Raw genomic sequence first — 17,666 nt, 5'->3', positions numbered from 1 at the left:
CCGTTACCTCTGGTAGCCGAGGACGGTCATCATCCCGGATTCGGAGTGGTACTGGTTGTGGCAGTGGAGCATCCACAGGCCGGGGTTGTCGGCGTTGAAATCGACGACGAGTTTGCGGTGCGGCAGCACGTAGGCGGTGTCCTTACGGGCTCCGCATGCGTCGATGCCACTGAGGGCGAAGGTATGGCCGTGCAAGTGCACGGGGTGCCACATGTCGGTGGTGTTGATGAGGCTCAGGCGGATCCGCTCATCCTCCCGGATCGGGCGGCGTTGCTCGCTGGAGTAGGGCCGGTGATCGAAGCCCCAGTCGAACCTCCTCATGCCGCCGGTCAGCTTGATGCGCATCTCGCGGTCCGGTCGGCGGTCGCTGAGGGCCACGGAATCCTGGGGCACGAGGCGAGTGGCCGGCACGATCCGGCCGTCGAGCTCCTGCGGATGTACGCCGGGCCCGGGGGCTCGCCCACTGCCGGTGCGCAGGACGGCCAGGGCTCGCGCGTCCTTGCCCTCGGCCAACGCGACCAGCGGGAACACCCCGTCCTGTGCGGTGATCAGCACGTCGTAGCGTTCGGCCATGCCGAGCAGCAGCGCGTCCGTCTCCATGGGTTCGACCGGGTAGCCGTCGGTGTGCGTCACCGTCATCGTGTGGCCACCCAGTGCCACCCGGAAGGCCGTGTCGCCCCCGGCGTTGATGATCCGCAGCCGGATGCGGTCCCCGGGGCGGGCCCGGAAGACCGAAGGAGCCTGCGCGATGCGGCCGTTGACCAGGTAGAACGGGTAGTCGACATGGCCGCCCACACTGTGCAGCCGACGGCTGCCGGAGTGCCGTAGGACGCGGTCGGGGCCTGCGGGCCTGCCGCGGCCCGAGGTGTGCGCGCCGCCGGACAGGTCGCGACCGGAACCGCCGCCCTCGCCGCCCTCCCCCATGCCCATGCCCATCCGCGCGCTGCCGTGGTGCAGCTGTGCGAGCACGTCGTCCGGGGTGGAGCCGCCCACGCCGTCGACCCAGTCGTCGAGGACGACGACCCACTCCTTGTCGTAGGACAAGGGCTCATCGGGGTCCTCGACGATCAGCGGGGCGTACAGACCGCGGTCGAGTTGCAGTCCCGAGTGCGAGTGCATCCAGTACGTGCCCGGGTGCGTCACGGCGAAGCGGTAGTGGAAGTCCGCGCCGGGCTGGATCGAGTACTGGGTCAGGCCCGGTACGCCGTCCATGTCGCAGCGCATACGGACGCCGTGCGAGTGCAGGCTCGTCTCCACGGGCAGGTGGTTGGCGAGCGTGAGATCGAGGACGTCGCCCGCGGTGACGCGGACCTCCCTGCCGGGCAGCGAGTCGCCGTACGCCCATGACCTGACGGTCGGCCCGCCGAGGTCGAGGGACGTCTCGGCGGCGGTGAGCCTGTACCTGCGCAGGGGGCCGGACCCGCGGGCCCGCTCGGCAGCGAGGACCTCGGGATCGGACGGGTTCACGTATCCCTTGGGCCCCTTGGGGACGAAGGGACGTCCGCCGTGGTCCGAGATCCCGGTCCGCGCGTGCGCACCGGCCTCGGGACGGGGAGCGGACTCCGGGCGAGGAGCCACCCCGGAGTGAGGAGCCGCGGAGCCGGCCCCGGAACCGGAACCGGAACCGGAACAGGCTGACAGGGCTGCCGAACCGACGGCCGCGATCGAGGCAGCGAGCAGGCTGCGTCGCGTATGTGCGTTCATAACCAAATAACACATCTTTTGTGATGAGATGTGTGCGCACCGAGACGGCGTGTCCCGCCACCGGACCGGGTCCGGGCACATGCCGGCTCAGGGCGTGACCGGTTCGAGGAATTCGAGCCGGTTGCCCACCGGGTCGTCGGCGTAGAACCGCCGGTGGCCCGGCAGGTCCCCGTCCCAGGTGATCCGCACGCCGTGCGCCGCGAGGCGCGCCGCGTACGCCTCGATCCCCGTGACCCGCAGCCCCGGGTGGGCCTTGCGGGCCGGCCGGAAGTCCCGCTCGATCCCCAGGTGCAGCCGCACCTGGCCCGCTGCGAACCAGCAGCCCCCGCGCGCCGCGAGCGCCGGGGGCTTCGGCGTCTCAGTCATGCCGAGTACGTCCCCGTAGAACCGGCGCAGCGCGTCCTCCGATCCCGCGGGGGCGGCGAGCTGTACGTGGTCCAGGGCCTGGAGCATCAGGCGTCGAGGGGCTTGCGGGCCACCGCGAACAGGCGGCGGAAGGGGAAGACCGTGCCCTGCAGTGTCGCGGGGTAGGCGGTGCGGAGCCGGGCGCGGTAGGCGGTCAGGAACTCGTCCGTGGCCTGCGGGTCGTCCGCGAGGGCGGTCAGGACGGGGCGCAGGCCCGTGCCCTTGACCCAGTCGAGGACCGGGTCCTCGCCCTGGAGGAGGTGCAGATACGTCGTCTCCCACACGTCCGCCTCGCAGCCGAGGGCGGTGAGCTGGTTCAGGTACTGCTCGGGGGTGTGGACGGCGTCCGCGTGGCGCAGCGTGTCGCCGAGCCGGTCCCGCCACCGCGCCGACCCGGCGAGTTCGCGCATCAGTACGTGGCTGGGGGCGTCGAAGTTTCCGGGGACCTGGAAGGCGAACGTGCCGCCGGGGGTGAGGCCCGCCAGCCAGTCCGGGAAGCGGCCGGTGTGGCCGGGGACCCATTGGAGCAGGGCGTTGGAGACGATCAGGTCGAAGGGCTCGGCGGGGGTCCAGGTGGCGGCGTCGGCGGGGGCGAAGTCGAGGAGATCGGTAGCGTGGGCCGCGGCCTTCTCCAGCATCTGCGGGGAGTTGTCGTAGCCGGTGATCCTGGCCTTCGGCCAGCGCTGGGCGAGCAGGGCGGTGACGTTGCCCGCGCCGCAGCCGAGGTCGGCGATCCTCGCCGGGTCGCCCTGGACGCGGGCGAGGAGGTCGGCGAAGGGGCGGGTGCGGTGGTCCGCGTGGCGGAGATACTGCTGGGGGTCCCAGGTGGGTGCGCTCATGACGGCCAGGATCCTCCCCGATTTATCTCGATGTCAAGATAGTTGAATTCAAGAGACTTCATGTCGAGGGACCCACTAGACTGATCGTCATGGAGGACGAGGTCGACCGGCTGGTCGCAGCGTGGCGCCGAGAGCGCCCTGACCTCGACGTGGAGCCCCTAGAGGTGCTCAGTCGGGTCAGCAGGCTGGCGCGTCATCTTGACCGGGCCCGGCGCCTGGCGTTCGCCGAGCACCAGCTGGAGCCGTGGGAGTTCGACGTACTGACGTCCCTGCGGCGGGCCGGCGCCCCCTATCAGCTCTCCCCCGGACAACTCCTCACACAGACCCTCGTCACCTCCGGCACGATGACGAACCGTATCGACCGGCTCGCCAAGAAGGGCCTCGTCGAGCGCCTCCCCGACCCGAGCGACCGACGCGGCGTCCTGGTGCGGCTGACCACCGAGGGGCAGGACCGCGCCGACCAGGCACTCGCCGGCCTCCTCGCACAGGAGCGGGCGATCCTCGCGGAGCTGTCCCGCACCCAGCGCGGCGAACTGGCGGGCCTGCTACGGCAGTTGACCGCGCCGTTCGACAACATCCCCGGCTAGGGTCTGTCGGACCCCGGGCCCCAGTCGTACGGGCACTTGTCCCTACGACGCCGCTTCCAGGTCCGCGGGCCCGACGCCGGCCCTGCGCGCCAGCGCCACCGCCGCGAGCGTGGAGTGGACCCCGAGCTTGCCCAGCACGTTCTGCATGTGCGTACGGACCGTGTGCGGGGACAGGAAGAGGCGCTCGGCGACCGCCTTGCGGCCGAGACCCGCGACCATGCAGCGCAGCACCTCGCGCTCGCGCGGCGTCAGGGACTCCACCAGGCGCTCGGAGTCGGTGCGGTGCTTGCGGGCCGCGGTCAGCTCCCGCAGGACGCTCGTGAGCAGGGCGGGCGGCAGATGCGTCTCGTCGCGCAGGACGCCCCGGATGACCGTGAGCAGCCGCGAGAGCGAGCAGTCCTTGGCGACCCAGCCGGAGGCGCCCGCCTGGAGCGCGAGGGCCGCGCGGCGCGGGTCGTCCTTCTCGGCGAGCACCACGGTCCGCACGGTGGGCTGGCCCGAACGCACCCCCGCCACCAGGGAGATCCCGTCGACCAGGCCGTCCTGGCCGGGCGCCGCGTCGGGCACGGCCGTCGCCGGGCGCGGGCCGTGCAGGGCCGCTCCCAGGTCGGCGTCGACGAGGAGGACGTCGAACCGGCGCCCTTCCCCCGCCGCGCGGTCCATGCAGCGCAGTGCGGCGGGGCCGCTGCCGGCCGCGGACACGTCCACGTCGGGCTCGGCGGCGAGAGCCGCGGCGAGCGACTCGGCGAAGATGCGGTGGTCGTCGACGACCAGAACTCGGATGCGAACCACGTGTATAACCCCCTCCCCCGAGCTCCTCGCGGAGCAGGGGATTCCCCGGCGCCGGGAGGCTGTCCGGCACGGGTACGGCGCCCGAAGAGGGAGGTCGTCGCGGCCGCACGGCCGCCGCCGCGCTCGTACCGCTACCCCCACCCCGGGCGCGTACCCGGCTGTCTCGCCCCCTGATCAGCACCGGCCCCCACCGGTGCTGTGCTCAGAGTAGGGCCGCGGGCCAGGAGCGGAAGGCAATTTGCAGAACTGATTGGCCTGCGCGTTTATGGTGAGGCGTATGTTTCGTATTGAGACAGAAGTCGACAAACAGCGGCGCGATCTTCTTCACTCCCGGCTGCGGGAGGCGAACACCGCGGCGTCGGCGGAGCTCAGGTCACTGCGGGGGACGCCCGAGGACCGTGAACTTCCGCTCCAGGTCTGGGCGTTGGACGCGAGCGGCGAGATCGCCGGCGGCCTGGACGGACACACCTGGGCGACCTGGCTCCATGTGAACCTGCTCTGGGTCGACGACCGCCACCGCGCGAAGGGCCTCGGCTCCCGCCTCCTCGTGGAGGCGGAACGCATCGCCCACCAGGACCGGGCCTGCCACGGCGCCCGAGTGGAGACCTGGGACTTCCAGGCGCCGGGCTTCTACCGCCAGCACGGCTACGATCTGGTGTGCGTGATCCCCGACTACCCGCCGGGGGTCAAGGAGTTCACGCTCACCAAGCGCCTGGGGTGAGCGCACCCGGCCCACACCGCCCACCGCGCGCCCGTGCGCGGAGCGCACTGATGGGCACGGCCCTGACCACCCGCCGGAGGTCGAGGAGTTCTGGGCACGGACCCGACTGTCCGCCGGGGCCGCGGAGTTCACTCCTACGACGCGGCTGAGGTGAGTTTACGGGCTCCCGCTGACGGGACCGCGGGGAAGACGCGCGGGGCCGTGTAGCCCGCCGAAGCGAACGCCTCCGTGATCGACTTCGTCACCGCGTCCGCGTCCGGCTCCTCCACCAGGACGATCGCGGAGCCGCCGAAGCCGCCGCCGGTCATCCGGGCGCCGAGCGCGCCCGACGCGTTCGCGGTGTCCACGACCAGGTCCAGCTCGGCGCAGGAGATGCGCAGGTCGTCGCGGAGCGAGACGTGGCCCTCGGTGAGGACCGGGCCGATCGCCCGTACGTCGCCGGCGTCGAGGAGTTCGATGACCCGCTCGACCCGGTGGTCGTCGCAGACGATGTGACGGACGTAGCGCACGACCCGCTCGTCGGTGAGATCCGTCACCTTGGTGAGCGCTTCCGGCAGTTCGGCGTACGACACGTCGCGCAGATGCGAGACGCCGAGCGCGCGGGCGCCCTCTTCGCAGCCCGCACGGCGCTCCGCGTAGGCGCCGTCGCCGAGCTCGTGCTTGACGCGGGTGTCGACGACGAGGAGCTGGAGGCCCTGGGCGGCCAGGTCGAAGGGGACCTGGCGGGTGGACAGGTCGCGGCAGTCCAGGTGCAGGACGTGGCCCTCGGTGGCGCACGCCGACGCCATCTGGTCCATGATCCCGCAGGGCACGCGCACGAAGTCGTTCTCCGCGCGCTGTGCGATCCGCGCCAGCTCGGGCCCGGTGAGCCCCAGTTCGAAGAGGTCGTTGAGCGCGAGCGCGGTGACGACCTCCAGCGCGGCCGACGAGGACAGGCCCGCGCCGGTCGGCACGGTCGACGCGAGGTGGATGTCGGCGCCGGTGACGGCGTGCCCGGCCTCGCGCAGCGCCCAGACGACGCCCGCCAGGTACGCGGCCCAGCCGCCCTGCCCGAACTCGGAGAGCGGGGTGAGTTCGTCGGCCCGCAGTTCGGCGATCGGCGCGTCGATGTCCGCGGAGTGCAGCCGCAGGACGCCGTCGGTGCGGCGCGCGACGGCGGCCACCGCGGTGTGCGGCAGCGCGAGCGGCATCACGAAGCCCTCGTTGAAGTCGGTGTACTCGCCGATGAGGTTCACTCGTCCGGGCGCGGCCCAGACCCCCTCGGGCTCGTATCCGTACAGATCGCTGAACTGCGAGGCGACGGACATGGCTTACCCCTCCTGGCGTGCCTGGGCGAACGCCCAGGCGTCGGCGACGATTCCCGCGAGGTCCGCGCGGGACGGGTTCCAGCCGAGGCGCTCGCGCGCGGTGGCGGCGGAGGCGACGAGGACGGCCGGGTCGCCGCCGCGGCGCGGTGCGGTGACCTCGGGGATCGGGTGGCCGGTCACCTGGCGGACGGTCTCGATGACCTCACGCACGGAGAAGCCGTTGCCGTTGCCGAGGTTGCAGATGAGGTGCTCGGCGGGGCGGGCGGCGTCGAGGGCGAGCAGGTGGGCCTCGGCGAGGTCGGCGACGTGGATGTAGTCGCGCACGCAGGTGCCGTCGGGCGTCGGGTAGTCGTCGCCGAAGACGGAGATCGCGTCGCGCCGGCCCTGGGCGACCTGGAGGACGAGCGGGATGAGGTGCGACTCGGGGTCGTGGCGCTCGCCGCAGCTGCCGTAGGCCCCCGCGACGTTGAAGTAGCGCAGCGACACGGCGGCCAGGCCGTGCGCGGCCGCCTCCCCGGTGATCATGTGGTCGACGGCGAGCTTGGAGGCGCCGTACGGGGAGGTAGGGGCGGTGGGGTCGGACTCGGTGATGGGGGTGCTGACGGGCTCCCCGTACGTCGCCGCGGTGGAGGAGAAGACGAGCTTGCGCACGTCCGCCGAGCGCATCGCGGCGAGGAGCGCCATGGTGCCGCCGACGTTGTTGTCCCAGTACTTCTCGGGCTTCACGACGGACTCGCCGACCTGGGAGAACGCGGCGAAGTGCAGGACGGCGTCGAAGGACGGGTCGAGCCACTTGGCGGCGTCGCGGATGTCGCCCTCGACGAACGTCACCCCGGCGGGCACGCCCTCGCGGAATCCGGTCGAGAGGTTGTCGAGGACGGTGACGTCGTGCCCCGCCTCGACCAGGTGCTGCGCGACCACGCTGCCCACATATCCCGCACCACCGGTGACCAGGTACTTCCCGCTCATGTACTCGCTACCTCTCGCAGTCGCTCGGCCGCGGTCTCCGGCGGCACGTCGTTGATGAACACGCTCATGCCGGATTCGGAACCCGCGAGAAACTTCAGCTTGCCGGAAGTGCGGCGGATGGTGAAAAGCTCGAGGTGAAGCGCGAAGTCCTCCCGCTGGACGCCGGGGAAGTCGTCCAGAGTGCCGAACGGCGCCTGGTGCCAGGCGGAGATGTACGGCGTCGGGGACTCCCCCGCCCCGAAGAGCCGGTCGAAGCGCCTCAAGAGTTCCAGATAAATCTGAGGGAACTCTGTGCGCGCGCCGTCATCGAGGGCGAGCAGGTCGGGCACGCGGCGCTTGGGGTAGAGGTGCACCTCGTACGGCCAGTGGGCCGCGTACGGGACGAACGCCACCCAGTGGTCGCCCTCGAGGACGACGCGCTCACCGGTGCGCTCCTCGGCGAGGACGTCGTCGAAGAGGTTGCGGCCGCCGCTCTGCTCCTTGTGCTCGGCGAGCGAGCGCAGCATGAGGGCGGTGCGCGGGGTGGTGAAGGGGTAGCCGTAGATCTGGCCGTGCGGGTGGCCGAGGGTCACGCCGATCTCGGCGCCGCGGTTCTCGAAGCAGAACACCTGCTCCACGGAGGGCTGGTGGGACAGCTCGGCGGTGCGGTCGGTCCAGGCCTCCAGGACGAGGCCTGCCTGTTCCTCGGTGAGGTCGGCGAAGGACGACGTGTGGTCGGAGGTGAAGCAGACGACCTCGCAGCGGCCGGCGTCCCCGGCGAGCGAGGGGAAACGGTTCTCGAAGACCGCCACGTCGTACGAGGAGTCGGGGATCTCGCTGAGCCGGTCGCCCTCGGACGGGCACAGGGGGCACTCGTCGGCCGGCGGGTGGTAGGTGCGGCCCTGGCGGTGCGAGGCGATGGCGACGCTGTCCCCGAGGAGGGGGTCGCGGCGGATCTGCGAGGAGGAGGCGACGGGGTCCAGCGGACGCCGGTCCACCGCGTCCCGCACGACGTCGTCACGCGAGTCGTAGTAGATGAGCTCGCGACCGTCGGCGAGCCGGGTCGACGTCTTCTTCACGTCCGATGCTCCTCATTCGCATCAACTCAACATAATCAAACATAACAAAGCATGGTTCAACGGGATGGTCAAGGCCGCGGACGCATCGTTCGATGCGTGGCGTGTCACACGCATCACAATCAAACAAAGAACCTCAGCAGAAGTGTTCATTTATTGAACATAGAAGCGTAGGTTCCGGTCTGATCAGTTCGCGCAACGAAGCGAGTTCTCCATGCTGTCCCCCACACAAACCCTGGCCGCGGGGCTCCGGCTGCCCACCAACGGCCTCGACTACGCGATCCTGGCGATCTACTTCGCCGTGGTCCTCGGCATCGGGTTCGCCGCCCGGCGCTCGGTGAAGACCAGCCTCGACTTCTTCCTCTCCGGCCGCTCCCTGCCCGCCTGGGTCACCGGTCTGGCCTTCGTCGCGGCCAACCTGGGCGCCACCGAGATCCTCGGCATGGCGGCGACCGGCGCGCAGTACGGCGTCTCGGTCGTCCACTGGTACTGGATCGGCGCCATCCCGGCGATGGTCTTCCTGGGCCTCGTGATGATGCCCTTCTACTACCGCTCCAAGGTGCGCTCGGTCCCCGAGTACCTGCTCCAGCGGTTCGACAAGAGCGCGCACCTGCTGAGTTCCATACTCTTCGCCTTCGCGGCGATCCTGATCGCGGGCGTGAACCTGTACGCCCTGTCGATCGTCGTGGAGGCGCTGCTCGGCTGGCCGCAGTGGCTGGCGATCGTCGTCGCCGGTCTGTTCGTGCTCGCGTACATCACCATCGGCGGACTCTCCTCGGCGATCTACAACGAGGTCCTCCAGTTCTTCGTGATCCTCGCGGCGCTGATCCCCCTCTGCATCATCGGCCTCAAGCGGGTCGGCGGCTGGGGCGGCATGACCGACTCCCTGAAGAGCGCGCACGGCGACAACTTCCTCTCGGCCTGGGGCGGTACGGGCATCGGCGAGGCCAACCCGCTCGGCGCGAACTGGCTGACGATCATCCTCGGTCTGGGCTTCGTGCTCTCCTTCGGCTACTGGACGACGAACTTCGCCGAGGTGCAGCGCGCCCTGTCCGCGAAGAACCTCTCCGCCGCCCAGCGCACCCCGCTCATCGCCGCCTTCCCGAAGATCTTCATCGTCTTCCTGGTGATGATCCCGGGCATGGTCGCCGCGGTGCTCGTGCCGAAGATCGGCATGTCCGGTTCGGACCTGACGTACAACGACGCGATCCCCTACCTGATGCAGGAGCTGCTGCCCAACGGTGTGCTCGGCATCGCGGTGACCGGTCTGCTCGCCGCGTTCATGGCGGGCATGGCGGCGAACGTGTCGTCCTTCAACACCGTGTTCACGTACGACATCTGGGCCAAGTACGTGAAGACCGGCAAGCCCGACGCGTACTACCTGAAGTTCGGCCGCCTCATCACGGCGGTCGGTGTCCTGGCCTCGATCGGCACGGCGTTCATCGCCTCGTCGTTCTCGAACATCATGGGCTACCTCCAGACGCTGTTCTCCTTCTTCAACGTCCCGATGTTCGTCGTCTTCATCATCGGCATGTTCTGGAAGCGCGCCTCGATGAAGTCCGGTGTGTGGGGCCTGCTGGCGGGCACGACCGCCGCGATGGTCAACTACTTCTGGATCTACAAGCAGGGCGTCATCGACATCCCGACCGACCAGGGCGCCAACTTCGTGTCCGCGATCGTCGGCTTCGTCGCCGGCGCGGTCGTCATGGTCGTCGTCACCCTGTTCACCGCGCCCAAGCCGGAGGCCGAGCTCGCGGGCCTCGTGTACGGGACGACGGCGCCGGGCCTGGAGGAGCCGCCCGCCGAGGGCGACGACGCCTGGTACCGCAAGCCCGCACTGCTCGGCTGGGGCGCGATCGTCCTCGCCGCGCTGTGCTACGTCCCCTTCTCCCTCTGATCGGAGGCGCGAACCCTCATGTCTGAACTCCAGAACGAAGTCTCCGAGTTGGAGCGCAAGTCCGCGACCGCGGCGCGGCTCTTCGACATCCGGCGCATCATCGGCGGACTGTTCGCGGTGTACGGGGTCATCGTCACGATCGCCGGCATCACGGCGTCCGACGCCGACCTGAAGAAGGCCGAGAACATCAACATCAACCTGTGGACGGGCCTCGGCATGCTCGCCCTCGGGCTGTTCTTCCTGGTGTGGCTGAAGCTGCGGCCGACGGCTCCGCCCGTACCGCAGGACGGCGAGGCGTAATCCCCTTGCCCCGGGCCGGAGTCCCTCACCTACAAGTGAGGGACTCCGGCCCTTCTGGTTCGCACCGGCACGGTTGTGCGCACTGCCGCAAAAGGTGAGGCCGCGCCCGTGAACGAAACAAGTCCCGCCCCGCCGAAGCGGGACGGGACTCGCGGTGGAGCGCCGAGCAGGCCTTGCACCTGCATCTCCCCGCAGGAAGCGGGGCGCCTTTCCTTGGACCACCGACGCACTGCCCGAACACCACGAGTCGCGGTGACGAGCACGAGATCGACTCTAGCTCACGACTCCGGATCCGGCAGCCCCGAAGCCGCCGGGACCGGCCCCGCCCGGTCGAGGAGCCCCGTGCGCGCGGCCAGCGCCGCCGCCTCCAGGCGCGAGCCGACGCCCAGCTTCATCAGGACCCGCTGCACATGCGTACGGGCCGTGCTCGGGGCGATGCCCATGCCGGCCGCGATCAGCCGGGTGTCCTCGCCGTCCGCTACCCGCACCAGAACCTCGACCTCACGCGGCGTCAGCATCTGCAGGAGCCGCTGCCCCTCGTCGTCGGGCTGCGCGGCCGGGTTGAGCAGCTCGCTGAAGGCCCCTTGCAGGAGCTGCGGCGCCACGGCCGCCTCGCCCGCCCGCGCCTTCATCAGGGCGCGCTCGACCCCCTCGATCCGCTCGTCGTGCCGTACGTAGCCGGAGGCACCGGCCGCGAACGCCGCCGCGATCCCGCGCGGTGACGGCACGGGCCCGAGAACCACCACCGCCACCTGCGGGCGCTCGCGCTTGATGCGCACGATCGGGTCGAAGATGCCCGGCTCCGCGGGCGTCGCCGTACCGATGAGACAGACCTCGGGCGCCCGCTGGATCACCAGCTCGGCCGCTCCCGCGGCGGGCGCGGCCGCCGCGAGCACCCGGTGCCCGCGCAGCTTGAGAGCCGAGGCGAGCGCCTCGGCGAGCAGTCGATGGTCGTCGACCACCATGAGCCGCACACCCATAGAGCCACCCCCCACATCCCCCCGGGATCCCGTGGGACCCCCAGAACCCCCTCGGTGCGGAAAGCCCCCCGACTCCCCGACCTCCTCCATCTCCCGGAAGCTACACGCTCGTCCGGCGTTGCGCTGCCCCTACTGGTGAGAAGTGACCCGGAATGCCGGAATCTCCCGGCGGCGGGCGCATATGCCGGCGGCCCCGCACCCGATGAGGGTGCGGGGCCGCCGTGAGTCCGCGGTGAGCGGCTGCGGAGTTACTTCGCCGCGAAGACCACGGCCTCGTACTCCTTCTCGTCCGCCGAGTACGGCTTGGAGATGAGTTCCTTGCCCATGGCCAGCCTGCCGTTGGTGTAGAGCAGTTCGGACTGGGTGGGGGTCATGCTGCTGATGACGCTGGTCACGGTCTCCGTCGCCGGAGTGACCAGGAGCGTCTTCTGCTTCAGCGTCTTCGGGTCGATCGTGACGATCTCGGCGCCCTTGTCGTAGGGGCCGTCCTTGTACGCCAGGACGTTCCCGCCGTCCATGCGGACCGGGAAGAGCGTGTACTCGCCGCCGTCGACACGGTCACCGGTGAGCTGCCCGTTCGCCAGGGAGAACGACACGATCTCGTTGGTCTGGCCGGACGTGCCGCCGCCGTCGTGCTCGCGGGTCGGCATGTAGACGCGGTCGTTGCCGACCGTGATGCCGCGGCAGCCGTGAATCTCGCTGACTTCGCAGTCGAAGTCGTACCTGTCCTTCTCCAGCGAGACCTTGGCGCGCAGCTTGCCGGTGTCGTCGAGGGAGAACAGGTCCGACATCTCGACCTCCTCGCCGGTGGCGATCACGAAGGTGACCGGCTTGCTGGAGACGACGGAGATGACGTTCACGTCGGCCGGGATCTTGTAGGTCCACTTCGGCTTGCCCGTCGCCGGGTCGAGGAGCTGCACCTGGTGCTTCTCGTCGCCGTAGTCACCGCACTTGCGCACCGCGACCAGCTGCTCGCCGCCGCGGTAGCCGACGTCCTCGCAGGAGCCGGCCTGCGGCTGCCACAGGATCTTGCCCGACTTGATGTCGAAGGCCGCGCCGCCGTCGTAGCCGCCGCCGGCCGCCAGCGTGGAGCCGGTGATCGACAGCTCCTTGAACGGGATGTCACGCCCGCTGGTGCCGACGCTCTTCGTCCACAGCTTCTTGCCCGTGTCGACGTTGAAGACCGTGATCTTGGTGCACGGCTGGTAGTCGTACTCCTTGGGCTTGCGCGGGGCCGCCTCGCTGATGACCGCGCTCAGGCCGTCCTGGGTGACCTCGGGGGCGCTGCCGCACGTCTGGCCGGGCAGCGGGAGCGTCCAGGACTTCTTGCCGGTGTCCGCGGCGTAGCCGTTGATCTCGCCCAGACCCGCCTTGGCGTACGTCGTGTCCGTGAGCCAGGAGCCCTTGGTGCTGAACACCTCGTTCTTGGGCACCTCGTGCTGGGGCAGCTGGAAGAGGACCTGGGAGCTGGTGTTCCCGGGGACCTTCTCCTTGCTCGCGCCACCGGTGGTGGTGCCGCCGGAGCCGCCCTTGTTCTCGTCGCCGCCCTTGCCGCCGGTGCCACCGGTCGGGCCCGCGGTACTGGCGTCGGTCTTGTCGTCGCCGGTCGACGCCGAGTACCAGACGCCGCCGCCGATGATCAGGGCGACCGCGACGACGGCGCCGATGATGATCATCATCTGGGAGCTGATCCTCTTGCCGGCGCCGCCGCCCGCCGCCTGCATGGGCACGGTGCCCGGAGGCGGGTACGCGCCGTACTGCGGCGGCTGCTGGCCCGGGTAGCCGTAGCCCTGCGGGGGCATGGGCGGCTGGCCCTGAGGGGCCTGCGGGTAGCCGTAGTTGGGGGCAGGGGGCTGCGGGTGGCCGTAGCCCCCGGGCTGGCCCTGCGGCGGCGTCGGCGGCTGGGCGGGCGGCTGCGCCGGGGGCGGGGTCTGGGGCGCCTGCGGGTAGCCGTAGCCGGGCTGCTGCCCGGGCGGGGGCGGCGGCGTGGGCGCGCCGAACCCTCCCGGCGGGGGGTCCTGCGGGGCGCCGAACCCTCCGGGCGGGGGGTCCTGCGGCTTGCCGAAGCCCACCGGCGGCGGACCCTGGGGCGGGCCCTGCGGCGGCTCGTTGGGCGGCTGGGGCGGCTGCGTCATGACGTCTGTACCTCGGGTGACGGGGAGAAGGAGCGGGCGGCGGTGCGGTGGGCGGTCACTGCGGCTGGGGCGGTCACTTGCCGTACGCCAGCATCAGTTTCTCCTCGCCCTTGGCCGTGCCGGACAGACGCGTCGTGGAGATGTAGAAGCGCCCGTCGACGTAGTCGACCGCCTTGGAGTAGAAGCCGTTCTCGATCTGCGCGGTTCCCGCCGGGTTCTGCAGCAGGGTCTTCGGCGTGTGCGAGCCCGCCGTCGCGATCGACACGACCCTGCCACCGGCGTCGTACGAGGCGTTGACGTAGGCGATCACCGCGCCGCCGTCGGTCTTCAGCGGCAGCATGTTCTGCGCCACCGGCGACTTCACGCGCCAGCGCTCCTTGCCGTTCTCCAGGCTGATCGCGACGACCTCGTTGGCCGTGCCGCTGGTCGCCTTGGTCGGCAGGTACAGCGTGTTGGTGTCGGCGGCGACGCCCGTGCAGCCCTGGAGGTCACGGTCGAGGATGGCCCAGCCGCACTCGGGCGCGAAGTCCTCGTCGACCGAGACCTCGGAACGCACCGCGCTGCTGCCGTTCTTCAGCGTGGTGATGTTCCACTGCTTCTTGTCCTCGTTGGTGAGGTAGAGGACGACCGGCGAGACGGAGTAGGCGCGGGCCACCTTCCAGCCCTTGGGGAAGGGCTTGGTCCACTTCGCCTTGCCCGTCGCCGGGTCCAGCTCCTGGATCTCGTCGTGCTCCTTGTCCGTGGAGGCACCGCAGGAGGAGACGGCCAACAGGCGCTCACCGCCGGCGAAGGCGCCGGGGAAGCAGGCCGCGCCGTACTTCTTCTTCTCGAAGAGCTGCTTGCCGTCGCTGACGCTCAGGCCGAGGCCGGACATCTGGCGGCCGACCATCAACGTGCTGCCCGCGTAGGTGAGTTCGACGCCGCTACCGGTGCCGTCGAAGAGATCCCCCTCGGGGATCTTCTTCTCCCAGTCCTTCTTGCCGGTCTTCAGGTCGATCTGCTGGACCTGGTTGCACTTGGCCCGTTCGGTGACACCGCTCATGTACGCGATGGCGACCTTGTCGGCGTCCGACTTCTGCACGCTGGCGCCGCAGATCTTGTGCGGCAGGGTGATCGTCGGCCAACTCGGCTTGCCGTCCGAGATGTTGTACGCGACGAGCTCGTTGTAGACCGCCTTCGCAGCGAGCGTGTCGGTGACCCACATGCCGGGCGCGTCCGCGCCGTCGCCGGGGGCCTTGGGGGCCGTCTTGTACCAGAGGACCTTCGACTCACCGGCCTGGCGGCCCGCGTTGAGGTCTTCCTTGCCGTCGCGTCCGTCGCCGGAGCCGTCACCCGGGTCGACCGGCGCGGAGCCGGTGGGCTTGGGGTCCTGGCTCTTGTCGGCGACGGGGTCCTTCTTCTTGTCGTCACCGCCGCCCACGACCGCCCACACCACACCGCCGGCGATCACGACGACGGCCACGGCGGCGGCCACGATGATCCCGGTCCGGCCCTTGAAGGGGTTCTTGCCGCCGCCGCCCGGGCCCGCGGGGCCACCGGGGAACGGGGGCTGCTGCTGCGGGTAGCCGTACTGGGGCTGCTGTTGCGGGTAGCCGTACTGGGGCTGCTGGCCGTACGGTCCCGGCTGCTGCTGCGGCTGGCCGTAGGGACCCGGCTGCTGGGGCTGACCGTAGGGGCCGCCCTGCGGGGGCGGGCCGTAGGGGCCCGGCTGCTGCGGGTAGCCGTATCCGGGCTGCGGGGCCGGCGGCGCCTGCGGCGGCTGCGGCGGCTGCGCCGGAGGCTGCGGCGGCTGGGCCGGTGGCTGCTGCGGATCCTGTGGTGCTCCGAAGCCGCCTTGCGGCGGCTGGTTGGGCGGCTGAGTCATCAGCGCTCCCCCCGTCTTCACTGATGTGTCTGCTCGCCTGGCCGATTTCAGGACGTTCTCTGGTCGTTCTCAGGCAATTCCCAGAGTGCTCTTTCTATCACCCAGTGCAGTAGCACATAGGGCCGGTCGCTCCCCTGTTCCCAAGGGAGCACCGGCCCGTGATGGGTCTGTTACGGGAGCTTCACGCGTCCTCCGCGAGCTCGAGCCAGCGCATCTCCAACTCCTCGCGCTCCGCGATCAGTTCGCGCAGCTCGCCGTCCAGCTCGGCCACCTTCGCGAAGTCAGTGGCGTTGTCGGCGATCTGCGCGTGCAGCTTGGTCTCCTTCTCGGACATCTTGTCCAGCTGCCGCTCGATCTTCTGGAGTTCCTTCTTCGCGGCGCGGGCGTCCGCGGCGGACACCGCCTTCTGGGGCGTGCCCGTGGCGGGGGCCGGGGCGGCGGCCGTCATCGAGGCGGCGACGGCCTCCTCCATGCGGCGGCGACGCTCCAGGTACTCGTCGATACCGCGCGGCAGCATCCGCAGCGTGGCGTCGCCGAGCAGCGCGAACACCCGGTCCGTGGTGCGCTCGATGAAGAACCGGTCGTGGGAGATCACGACCATCGAGCCGGGCCAGCCGTCGAGGAGGTCCTCCAGCTGCGTGAGGGTCTCGATGTCGAGGTCGTTCGTCGGCTCGTCGAGGAAGAGGACGTTCGGCTCGTCCATGAGGAGGCGCAGGAGCTGGAGGCGGCGGCGCTCACCGCCGGAGAGGTCACCGACGGGCGTCCACTGCTTCTCCTTGTTGAAGCCGAACGTCTCGCAGAGCTGGCCCGCGGTCATCTCGCGGCCCTTGCCGAGGTCGACGCGGTCGCGGACCTGCTGCACGGCCTGGAGGACGCGCAGTTCGGGGTTGAGCTCGGCGACCTCCTGGGAGAGGTAGGCGAGCTTCACGGTCTTTCCGACGGCGACGCGGCCGGCCGCGGGCTGCTCCTCGCCGCCGGTGCGGGCGGCCTGCGCCATGGCCCGCAGCAGAGAGGTCTTGCCCGCGCCGTTCACACCGACGAGGCCGATGCGGTCGCCGGGGCCGAGCTGCCAGGTCAGGTGCTTGAGGAGCACCTTGGGCCCGGCCTGCACCGTGACGTCCTCGAGGTCGAAGACGGTCTTGCCGAGGCGGGAGCTGGCGAACTTCATCAGCTCGCTCTTGTCGCGCGGCTCCGGCACGTCGGCGATGAGCTCGTTCGCCGCCTCGATGCGGTAGCGGGGCTTGGAGGTGCGGGCCGGGGCGCCGCGGCGCAGCCAGGCCAGCTCCTTGCGCATCAGGTTCTGGCGCTTGGTCTCCTCGGTCGCCGCGATCCGCTCACGCTCGGCGCGCGCGAAGACGTAGTCGCTGTAGCCGCCCTCGTACTCGAAGACATCGCCCTTCTGCACGTCCCACATGCGGGTGCAGACCTGGTCGAGGAACCAGCGGTCGTGGGTCACGCAGACGAGGGCGGAGCGGCGGGCCCGGAGGTGGCTCGCCAGCCAGGAGATGCCCTCGACGTCGAGGTGGTTGGTGGGCTCGTCGAGGACGATCAGGTCGGGCTCGCCGATGAGGAGCTTCGCGAGCGCGATGCGGCGGCGCTCGCCGCCGGACAGCGGGGCGATGACCGTGTCGAGGCCCTGCGGGAAGCCGGGCAGATCGAGTCCGCCGAAGAGGCCGGTGAGCACGTCGCGGATCTTGGCGTCGCCCGCCCACTCGTGGTCGGCGAGGTCGCCGATGACCTCGTGCCGGACGGTCGCCTCGGGGTCGAGCGAGTCGTGCTGCGTGAGGACACCGAGGCGCAGGCCGCCGCTGTGGGTGACGCGGCCGGTGTCGGCGTCCTCCAGCTTGGCGAGCATCCGGATGAGGGTGGTCTTGCCGTCGCCGTTGCGCCCGACGACACCGATCCTGTCCCCCTCGGACACGCCGAGCGATACGCCGTCGAGCAGGGCACGGGTGCCGTACACCTTGCTGACTGCCTCGACATTGACCAGGTTGACTGCCATTTCGCTCCTGACAAGGGGATGGATCAGTCTTCCAGCGTAGTCGCCGCGCGGGGTCCGGCGGCCTGCGCCTTCGTTGTGACGGCGGATACGGGCGGGGCGGCCGGGAGGG

At 70.5% G+C, this 17,666-nt stretch carries 15 protein-coding genes and 1 tRNA gene; 4 read left to right on the top strand and 12 right to left on the bottom strand.

Annotated elements, in window-relative coordinates; genetic code table 11:
- Positions 1-3: 3 nt before the first annotated feature.
- From ACZ67T_RS12875 to ACZ67T_RS12865, 3 genes are all read right to left on the bottom strand, one after another.
- Entirely contained in the window at positions 4-1,704 is a 1,701-nt protein-coding gene (locus ACZ67T_RS12875; RefSeq protein ID WP_469983601.1) for a multicopper oxidase family protein, read from the bottom strand.
- A gap of 87 nt (positions 1,705-1,791) precedes the next feature.
- A complete protein-coding gene (locus ACZ67T_RS12870) occupies positions 1,792-2,157 on the bottom strand; it encodes a VOC family protein (protein ID WP_469983600.1) in 366 nt (121 codons plus the stop codon).
- Positions 2,157-2,948, bottom strand: a complete 792-nt coding sequence (locus ACZ67T_RS12865) for a trans-aconitate 2-methyltransferase (protein WP_469983598.1) — start codon at positions 2,946-2,948, stop codon at positions 2,157-2,159. The genes ACZ67T_RS12870 and ACZ67T_RS12865 overlap by 1 nt, the downstream gene beginning before the upstream one ends.
- An 89-nt stretch (positions 2,949-3,037) precedes the next feature.
- On the opposite strand from ACZ67T_RS12865, the gene ACZ67T_RS12860 reads away from it, so the two are divergent.
- Positions 3,038-3,535, top strand: coding sequence for a MarR family winged helix-turn-helix transcriptional regulator (locus ACZ67T_RS12860; protein ID WP_100596154.1), 498 nt, complete (start codon positions 3,038-3,040; stop codon positions 3,533-3,535).
- A 42-nt stretch (positions 3,536-3,577) separates the two neighbouring features.
- Here ACZ67T_RS12860 and ACZ67T_RS12855 read toward each other — a convergent pair whose 3' ends face one another.
- A complete protein-coding gene (locus ACZ67T_RS12855) occupies positions 3,578-4,327 on the bottom strand; it encodes a LuxR C-terminal-related transcriptional regulator (RefSeq protein WP_469983596.1) in 750 nt (249 codons plus the stop codon).
- A 265-nt stretch (positions 4,328-4,592) separates the two neighbouring features.
- Between ACZ67T_RS12855 and ACZ67T_RS12850 the strand changes: the two genes are divergently transcribed.
- Positions 4,593-5,048 carry a GNAT family N-acetyltransferase gene (locus tag ACZ67T_RS12850; RefSeq protein ID WP_469983594.1) on the top strand — a complete coding sequence of 152 codons (456 nt, stop codon included), beginning with the start codon at positions 4,593-4,595 and terminating at the stop codon, positions 5,046-5,048.
- A 134-nt stretch (positions 5,049-5,182) separates the two neighbouring features.
- Here ACZ67T_RS12850 and galK read toward each other — a convergent pair whose 3' ends face one another.
- The 3 genes from galK to galT are packed head-to-tail and all read right to left on the bottom strand — an operon-like array spanning position 5,183 to position 8,382.
- Positions 5,183-6,355, bottom strand: a complete 1,173-nt coding sequence (galK, locus tag ACZ67T_RS12845) for a galactokinase (protein ID WP_469983592.1) — start codon at positions 6,353-6,355, stop codon at positions 5,183-5,185.
- Between the two features lie 3 nt (positions 6,356-6,358).
- The gene (gene galE / locus ACZ67T_RS12840) at positions 6,359-7,324 is read right to left on the bottom strand and encodes a UDP-glucose 4-epimerase GalE (RefSeq protein WP_329573005.1); all 966 of its coding nucleotides are present in this window, start codon (positions 7,322-7,324) and stop codon (positions 6,359-6,361) included.
- Complete coding sequence (gene galT / locus ACZ67T_RS12835; RefSeq protein ID WP_469983590.1) at positions 7,321-8,382, bottom strand: galactose-1-phosphate uridylyltransferase; 1,062 nt, start codon at positions 8,380-8,382, stop codon at positions 7,321-7,323. The genes galE and galT overlap by 4 nt, the downstream gene beginning before the upstream one ends.
- A gap of 211 nt (positions 8,383-8,593) precedes the next feature.
- On the opposite strand from galT, the gene ACZ67T_RS12830 reads away from it, so the two are divergent.
- Both ACZ67T_RS12830 and ACZ67T_RS12825 read left to right on the top strand, forming a co-directional pair.
- Complete coding sequence (locus ACZ67T_RS12830) at positions 8,594-10,276, top strand: sodium:solute symporter family protein (RefSeq protein WP_469983588.1); 1,683 nt, start codon at positions 8,594-8,596, stop codon at positions 10,274-10,276.
- Positions 10,277-10,294: 18 nt separating this feature from the next.
- Positions 10,295-10,576, top strand: coding sequence for a hypothetical protein (locus tag ACZ67T_RS12825; RefSeq protein ID WP_399977632.1), 282 nt, complete (start codon positions 10,295-10,297; stop codon positions 10,574-10,576).
- Between the two features lie 155 nt (positions 10,577-10,731).
- Here the strand turns inward: ACZ67T_RS12825 and ACZ67T_RS12820 are convergent.
- The 5 genes from ACZ67T_RS12820 to ACZ67T_RS12800 all read right to left on the bottom strand — a co-directional run bounded on the left by ACZ67T_RS12820 (position 10,732) and on the right by ACZ67T_RS12800 (position 17,557).
- Positions 10,732-10,804: transfer RNA gene (locus ACZ67T_RS12820), tRNA-Gly, on the bottom strand.
- Between the two features lie 50 nt (positions 10,805-10,854).
- The gene (locus tag ACZ67T_RS12815; RefSeq protein ID WP_469983587.1) at positions 10,855-11,556 is read right to left on the bottom strand and encodes a helix-turn-helix transcriptional regulator; all 702 of its coding nucleotides are present in this window, start codon (positions 11,554-11,556) and stop codon (positions 10,855-10,857) included.
- Between the two features lie 248 nt (positions 11,557-11,804).
- A complete protein-coding gene (locus ACZ67T_RS12810) occupies positions 11,805-13,691 on the bottom strand; it encodes an outer membrane protein assembly factor BamB family protein (RefSeq protein ID WP_469983586.1) in 1,887 nt (628 codons plus the stop codon).
- A 73-nt stretch (positions 13,692-13,764) separates the two neighbouring features.
- Complete coding sequence (locus ACZ67T_RS12805; RefSeq protein WP_469983585.1) at positions 13,765-15,555, bottom strand: outer membrane protein assembly factor BamB family protein; 1,791 nt, start codon at positions 15,553-15,555, stop codon at positions 13,765-13,767.
- 181 nt (positions 15,556-15,736) lie between these two features.
- Positions 15,737-17,557 carry an ABC-F family ATP-binding cassette domain-containing protein gene (locus ACZ67T_RS12800; protein ID WP_469983583.1) on the bottom strand — a complete coding sequence of 607 codons (1,821 nt, stop codon included), beginning with the start codon at positions 17,555-17,557 and terminating at the stop codon, positions 15,737-15,739.
- Positions 17,558-17,666: the final 109 nt, after the last annotated feature.

This window comes from Streptomyces sp. NPDC107517, from assembly GCF_055582645.1.
Note: the sequence above shows the minus strand (reverse complement) of the source record. Positions and strands in the feature narration are given on the sequence as shown.